Annotated in this window: 6 protein-coding genes; 1 reads left to right on the top strand and 5 read right to left on the bottom strand. The window is 66.0% G+C overall.

What is annotated here, in order from left to right; all coding sequences use genetic code 11:
* Positions 1 to 104: 104 nt before the first annotated feature.
* Entirely contained in the window at positions 105 to 446 is a 342-nt protein-coding gene (locus tag PV761_RS21905; RefSeq protein ID WP_347899704.1) for a YciI family protein, read from the bottom strand.
* Positions 447 to 718: 272 nt separating this feature from the next.
* Here PV761_RS21905 and PV761_RS21900 point away from each other — a divergent pair, with 272 nt between their 5' ends.
* Positions 719 to 1,558, top strand: a complete 840-nt coding sequence (locus tag PV761_RS21900; protein ID WP_347899703.1) for an SDR family NAD(P)-dependent oxidoreductase — start codon at positions 719 to 721, stop codon at positions 1,556 to 1,558.
* A gap of 4 nt (positions 1,559 to 1,562) precedes the next feature.
* Here the strand turns inward: PV761_RS21900 and PV761_RS21895 are convergent, their stop codons facing one another.
* The 4 genes from PV761_RS21895 to PV761_RS21880 all read right to left on the bottom strand — a co-directional run bounded on the left by PV761_RS21895 (position 1,563) and on the right by PV761_RS21880 (position 6,927).
* A complete protein-coding gene (locus tag PV761_RS21895) occupies positions 1,563 to 3,707 on the bottom strand; it encodes an EAL domain-containing protein (protein WP_347899702.1) in 2,145 nt (714 codons plus the stop codon).
* A 109-nt stretch (positions 3,708 to 3,816) separates the two neighbouring features.
* Entirely contained in the window at positions 3,817 to 4,134 is a 318-nt protein-coding gene (locus tag PV761_RS21890; RefSeq protein ID WP_347899701.1) for a hypothetical protein, read from the bottom strand.
* 190 nt (positions 4,135 to 4,324) lie between these two features.
* Complete coding sequence (locus PV761_RS21885; RefSeq protein ID WP_347899700.1) at positions 4,325 to 5,713, bottom strand: UDP-glucose/GDP-mannose dehydrogenase family protein; 1,389 nt, start codon at positions 5,711 to 5,713, stop codon at positions 4,325 to 4,327.
* Entirely contained in the window at positions 5,710 to 6,927 is a 1,218-nt protein-coding gene (locus PV761_RS21880) for a glycosyltransferase family 1 protein (protein WP_051628807.1), read from the bottom strand. The genes PV761_RS21885 and PV761_RS21880 overlap by 4 nt, the downstream gene beginning before the upstream one ends.
* Positions 6,928 to 7,132 lie beyond the last annotated feature (205 nt).

The following is a 7,132-nucleotide window of genomic DNA, read 5'->3' as shown; positions in this document are numbered from 1 at the left end:
GTAGGTCACCGCCGGAACACCATTCAGGTCGAGAGCCCCAACCACACGGTTGGGGCTCTCCCACTTTAACCACCACAACCCAACGCCGTCGCCCTCAGTCGAGCTCAGCTGGCCGGGTCGTACTGGAACTCCCGGACCTCTTGCGAGCAGCGGCAGGCGACGGCGATTTTCGCTGCCCACTCAAGTGCGGACTCCCGCGAGGGCAGCTCGAGAATGGTGTAGCCGCCGTTGGGCACCTTGTGGCCCGGGTACGTACCTTCGGTGACGCTGCCGTCACCGGCCACGAGAACCGGGTCCACGCCCTCATTGATCCCGCCGCCGAAGACGTACACACCCACCGCCTTGGCCTCCTCGATGACTGCATGTGAGGCTTCGACCACCGACTCGAAGTCCCCCTCGGGGATCACCATGGCCTCACCGGGGAACGAGATCAGGTACTTCGTCATTCGAGAACTCCTCTGCTCCGGCGTCGCCAACCGTCGCCTCGTCTCTGCGGCTCCGCCCTGGTATCCAGACGATTATGGCCCCAGCCCCCGATAGTTGGTCAAGAGAGACCGTCCGGGAAAACCCGCAGGAAGTGAGAGAGCGTCCAGGGAATCCTCGCAGGAAGTGAGAGAGCGTGCGGGGGCGGAACACCTGGTGCTCCACCTTCGTTGTACCCACGGGGCTTCGGGACGCCGGCCATCGGCACGCTCCATCATCGATTGGGAGACACTTCATGACTGCACGAACCATCGTTATCACCGGAGCGAGCGACGGCATCGGCGCTTCCGCCGCGCGGACGCTGGCCAAGGCAGGGGAGCGGGTGGTCGTCGTCGGGCGTTCCGCGGCGAAGACCGAGGCGGTGGCACGGGAGATCGGCGCTGACTACTTCGTCAGCGATTTCGCTGACCTGTCCCAGGTGCGCACACTGGCGGCACAGCTGAAAGAGAAGTACCCGCGGATCGACGTGCTGGCGAACAACGCCGGCGGGATCATGGGCAAGCGTGAGCTGACCGTGGACGGCCACGAGAAGACGTTCCAAGTGAACCACCTGGCGCCGTTCCTGCTGACCAACGAGCTCATGGACGTGCTGACGGCAAGCACTGCGACAGTCATCAACACGTCGAGCGCCGCCAATGCATTCGGTCACGTGGACCTTGAAGACCTGGACGCAGCCGGCAAGTACTCCACCAACAAGGCCTACGGCACCGCCAAGCTCGAAAACATCCTCTTCACCACCGAGCTGCATCACCGGTACAACGCCGCCGGAATCGCCACAGCCGCCTTCCACCCGGGCGGCGTCGCCACCAACTTCGCCGCAGAATCGACCAGCTGGTTCCGTTTCGCCTATAAGACATTCATCAAGCGGCTCATGCTCACCCCCGATCAGGGCGCCGACACCCTCGTGTGGCTTGCGACCACCACGCCGGGGCAGGACTGGATCTCCGGCGCCTACTATGCCAAGCGGGCGCTGGCCAAAGCCAATAAGCAGGCCTACGACGCCGGGCTGGCCCGGCAACTGTGGGACCGCAGTGAGGCGCTGGTCAGCACTGACAAGATCGACCAGCGTAGCTAGTCACTCAGGCCTCGAGGTGAACGCCCTGCAGCTCGTCAATGGCATCCGCGGAGCGGAGCAGCGAAAGCTCCAACCCTGATTCCGGTTCCGGATGGGAAAACAGATACCCCTGCAAGGAGTCGCAGTTCAGGTTGGTCAGGTAACCGGCCTGGGCCCCGGTCTCGATTCCTTCCGCTGTCACGGTCAGGCCCAGGCTGTGGGCCATGTTGATCATTGAGTTCAGGATGGGCAGTTTCTCCGCTCCGGTACGGACCATGGACACGAAGGAACGGTCTATCTTCACCGCGTCCACCGGAAGTTCCTGCAGCCGCCCCAGTGAGGAGTAGCCGGTGCCGAAGTCGTCCAGCGCCACACGAACGCCGGCATCGCGGAGCGTGTTGAGTTGCCGGATCACGTGCGCGTCGGGATCAAAGAAGACGCTCTCCGTCACTTCCAGGACCAGCTGCCGCAGATCCGCCGCGCAGGAGGCTGCCAGCTGCAAGACACTCTCCGCGAACTGGCAGTCCTTGAGCTGAACTCCCGAAATGTTGACGGCAACAGAGCGTCCGGGATCTTCAGCCAGCCAGGGCTGCAGCTCAATGAAACTGTGCCGCATGACCTGCATGCCAATGGCCGAGATCAGGCCGCTGCGTTCTGCGGTCGGAATGAACTGTCCGGGCGGAATCATCTCACCGTCGCGTTTCCACCGGGCCAGGGCTTCAAACTGAACCACGGCGCCAATTTTCGGCGAAATCACCGGCTGGTAGTGGACCATGATCTGCCCGGCGTCGACGGCAAGCCGGAGGCCGGCCTCCATGTCCGTCCGCTGGACCAGCGCCGTCATCATGGCCGGTTCGAACCTCATGTACCGGTTCTTTCCCGCCGCCTTCGCTGCGTACATGGCGACGTCGGCCTGTCGGAGCAGTTCGGAAGCCGCCACCCCGTCCTGGCCCGCGGAGGCCAGGCCCAGGCTGAGGCTGGGACGAAGCATGGTTCCGTCGATCCACATGGGGACATTCAAGGACGCCACGATGCGCTCCGCCACAGCATCCGGTTCAGGGGAGCCGGTCAGCAGGACCACGAACTCGTCTCCGCCAAGACGGGCCACGGTGTCGTCAGGACGGACGCAGGACCTCAGCCTGCGTGCCACTTCGGTCAGCATCTCGTCACCGGCATGGTGGCCAAGGATGTCGTTGACTTCCTTGAAATCGTCCAGATCCAGCAGCAGGACATCCACGGTCCCGGCCGGGCCTTCCCGGAGCGATTCAGCCAGCTGGTCATGGAACAGCTTGCGGTTGGCAAGCCCGGTCAGGGGGTCCTGGAACGCCAGGGCCTTGAGCTGGGCTGCCTGCTCGGCCAGATCGGCCATGGCCCGCTTCGCCTGGTCCTGGGCAGCAAGCCTGGGGGTCACGTCGCGGAAGCTCCAGACTCGGCCCACCACCTTGTCCGCCACCTTCTGCGCACGGGAGTACCGTTCGAAGGTCCGTCCATCGAGGAACTCCAGAACGTCATTGCTCTCTGCCAGCGGGTCGGCATAGAGCTCCTGCACTTTGTCCAGGAACCCTTGAGGATTCTTCAGGAGCCCGAGCACATAGCCGATCACCGCCTTATCATCGTGCGTGGTCAGAAGCCCGCGGGGAATGCCCCACATGGACACGAACTGCTCGTTGACTCCGGCGATCTGGCCGTCCGTTCCGACAACGAGAATGCCGTCGGCCGTCGACTCAAGGGTGGCACTCAGCAGGGAGACCGCCTCCCGGAGTCCGTCGTCGGCCTCGTCGCGCGGGCGCGAGGCGCGGACCGTCACCGTCATGGACATTCCGGTCTGTGAGCGGAGCAAAGCGCAGGCCACCTCGCCGTGGATCTCCGTGCCGTCGCGTCGAAGGCCGTAGGCCTCAAACGGCGGGTTGTCAGCTGTGCCGCCGACGCGGCGCATGCCGTTGAACAGGCGTTGGAACCCCTCGCGGAAGCCCTCTGCCAGGATTGTCCGGTGGTCGCGGCCCACGAGCTCAGCGCGGGGGTAGCCGAACATGCGCTCCGCAGCACTGTTCATGAAACTGATCGTGCCGGATTCCCCGATGACTAACACGGCATCGGGCAGCGAATCGACGATGGCCTGGTAATCCCAGCCGGACACCGCCTCCGGTTCCTTGCCCTGCTGCGGCGCCATCACAGCACCCTAAAAAGAAAATGAGACCGCATGTGCTTCATGGAATGTCCTCCCCTCCGCACATCATAAGGGGCGTTGGGAAGAAGCGCTTGTCACATGGCAAGTAGCGTCAGTGGATATGGAGACGACGGGCGCCGTGGCTCCCGGGCGGTCCATCCCCGCGGGCCTTGATCGCCCGCGCCAGGGCGTGGAACAGCTCCGCCGTGAACCGATACAGGCCAAGGGCTAGTGCCCGCACCCTCAGCAGGAGGAGTTGTACCAACCCCGCCACGACCAGGAGCAGCGCGGTGGGAATCAGGACCGGCAGCAGGGTCAGGAGAGCCAGGATGATGGCCGCAAGGTAGCCGGCGGCGTAACTGACGATCGTCGCCTGGTCCACCGGAACTTCGCCCCCAAACCTGGTTGCCCCGCCACCGGGGCTCGGCATGCCTTGCTTCTATAATAAGTACACTTATGAGTCTGGACCAGAGGTGGCGAAAGATACTTCTCCGCCGCGTGTGGGCACCGGACCAGTCCGCCGATCGCGTCCGGGGCCACTCAGCCCGGACGCCAACCACGCAGTCAGCCGGTGACACGGGGTAGGCGACCAAAAAACCGTTTGGCAGTCTTGACGCTGATCACCGCGAGTGCGGCGGCGCCACATCCAGCGGGGCCACGGCACCCGCAGCGAGCCCCGTCCCCAAGCCGCGGACCGTCCAGCCTTCCGCCTGCCAGGCCGCAGCGTCCAGCACATTGCGTGCGTCCAGCACCGTCCGCCGTCGTACCAGCGCCCCTGCATCCGCCGGCGACAGCGTGCGGTATTCGTCCCATTCCGTCAGCAGCAGCACCAGCTCGGCGCCCTCGAGCGCCCGGTCCGTGGAGGCTTCGAACCGCAGCTGCGGGTACCGCATCCAGGCATTGTTGATCGCCTTCGGATCCGTCACGGTCACATGTGCGCCGGCTTCTGCCATCTGCAGGGCCACGTCAAGGGCCGGGGAGTCGCGGATATCGTCCGTGTCCGGCTTGAACGCCGCACCCAGCACCGTCACCGTCCGCCCGGCCAGGCTGCCGCCGCAGAGCTCGCGGGCGATGTCCGCCGTCCTCGACCGCTGGCTTAGGTTGATGGCATCCACCGTGCCCATCCAGTCGTCCACCGATCCCACACCCAGCGCCGCGGCCTGGGCCCGGAAGCTGCGGATGTCCTTGGGCAGGCAGCCGCCGCCGAAGCCCAGCCCGGCATGCAGGTACCGGCTGCCGATCCGCGGATCCAGCCCCATCGCCTCACCCAGTTCGGTGACGTCCGCGCCGGAGGCATCGCACAGCTCGGCCATCGCATTGATGAAGCTGACCTTCGTGGCCAGGTAAGCGTTCGACGCCGACTTGATCAGTTCCGCGGTGGCAAAGTTGCTCACCAGCCGCGGAATTCCGGTGCGCAGCAGCGGCTCGTAGACGGCATCGAGGGCCGCCGTCACACCGCGGCCGGCGCCGCTTGTCCGGTGGAACGCGGCAGCCCTGCCGCCCGGCACACCGTAGACCAGGCGGTCCGGCACCAGCGAATCCTTCACGGCCGTGCCCTGCCGCAGGAACTCCGGGTTCCAGCCGAGCAGCACATCCGGGCGCCCGGACAGGATGCCGGCCAGCATCTCGACCGTCCCCACCGGCACCGTGGACTTACCCACGACGGCGGAGCCCCGGCCCAGGTGCGGACGGAGGCTTTCGGTGGCGGCGAGCAGGTAGCTGAGGTCGGCGCCGCCGGACGTCTTGGACTGCGGGGTGCCAACACAGAGGAAGTGCACCTCGGCGCCGGCGGCATCCGCGAAATCCGTGGAGAACGTAAGCAGGCCCGTGGCCCGGCCATCATGGAGCAGCTCGTCCAGGCCCGGCTCGAAAAACGGTGCGAAACCGCGGGCCAGCTGCTCCACCTTGGCGGCGTCGACGTCGATGCCCACCACGGTGTGACCCATCGACGCCAGCGTTGCCGCGTGAACTGCGCCAAGGTAGCCGCAGCCGATGACGGAAATTTTCACAGTATTGCTCCTCGTTGGGTTTCGACAGGCTCAACCACCGGGACTCGGGTGGTGCTGACAGGCTCAACCGCTCGTCTGGTGCCGGCAGGCTCAACCACTGCGTCACCGGCGATCACCGCGCGGTAATGGCGGACCAGCTCAGCGCTCAACGCCGGCCACGTCCGTCCCTGGACCGACGCGTGGGCTGCCGCGGCAAACGCGCGGCGCTTGGCGTCGTCGCCCATCAGGTCCATGACATGGGCACGCAGCCCGGCAAGGTCGCCCGGTTTGTACAGCCAGCCGGTGCGGGAATTCTCCACCAGATCCAGCGGGCCGCCACGGCCGGTGGCCACCACCGGCACACCCGATGCCATGGCCTCCTGGATGGTCTGGCAGAAGGTCTCGAACTCGCCCGGATGCACGAACAGGTCGAAGGACGCCACCGCCCTGGCCAGCTGCTCGCCGCCCAGGAACCCCGCAAACACGGCGTTCGGCAGGGCTTCCTGCAGCGCCTCGCGCTGCGGACCGTCGCCAACGATCACCAGCCGGGTGCCCGGCACGTCGGCCAGCACGGCCAGGTCCTCCACCTGCTTTTCAACGGCCAGCCGGCCCACATAGCCGATGATCCGCTCGCCGTCCGGGGCGACGGATGCCCGCCACCCGTCGTCGCGCTTTCCCGGCGCAAACCGCGCGGTATCCACACCGCGCCGCCACATGTCCACCCGCAATACCCCGCGGCCGCGCAGTTGGTTCAGCGCGAAAGTGGACGGCACCAGCGTCCGGGAAGCCAGCAGGTGGATGTTCTCCACCCGGTTCCAGGCCCAGTTCTCCATGAACGGCACTCCGTAGCGCGCCGCGTAGCTGGGCACCTCGGTCTGGTAGATCGCCACCGTGGGAATGCCCAGTTGGTGGGCCGCCTGCACCGCCCGCCAGCCAAGCACGAACGGGGATGCGAGGTGGACAACGTCCGGCGCGTAATCGGCAAGGATTCTCTTGACCCGGTTCACACCGCCCAACGCCACCCGCACGTTCGTGTACCCGGCCAGCGGCACGGACGGAAGCCGGTGCACGAACGCGCCGTGCACCACGTCCAGGACCTCTGTGTCCTGTGTCGACGGGGCGATCACCATCACGTCATCGCCCCTCTCCTGCAGATGCTCAAGCACCCGAAGGATGGAGTGTGTCACCCCGTTCATCAGTGGCAGGAATGATTCAGCAACAATTGCGATCCTCACCCCTCCACGGTGCGGGCGGTGCGTTGCGCCGAGGGGGAGCGGGCATGACGGGCAAGGGAAGGTTGGGTTAACAGCGGGGCCCGGTAACTTACAGGGCCCGGACGCTGCCCCTTGACACCCCCAGGCAGACAAGGGACAGCATCCGGACCGGCCTGATGATCAGCGGCCTGCCGCCGAACCCGCCCGGCCCATGGGGTCGGGCCAG

This window comes from Arthrobacter sp. CC3, from assembly GCF_039907775.1.
GTDB lineage: Bacteria > Actinomycetota > Actinomycetes > Actinomycetales > Micrococcaceae > Arthrobacter.
Note: the sequence above shows the minus strand (reverse complement) of the source record. Positions and strands in the feature narration are given on the sequence as shown.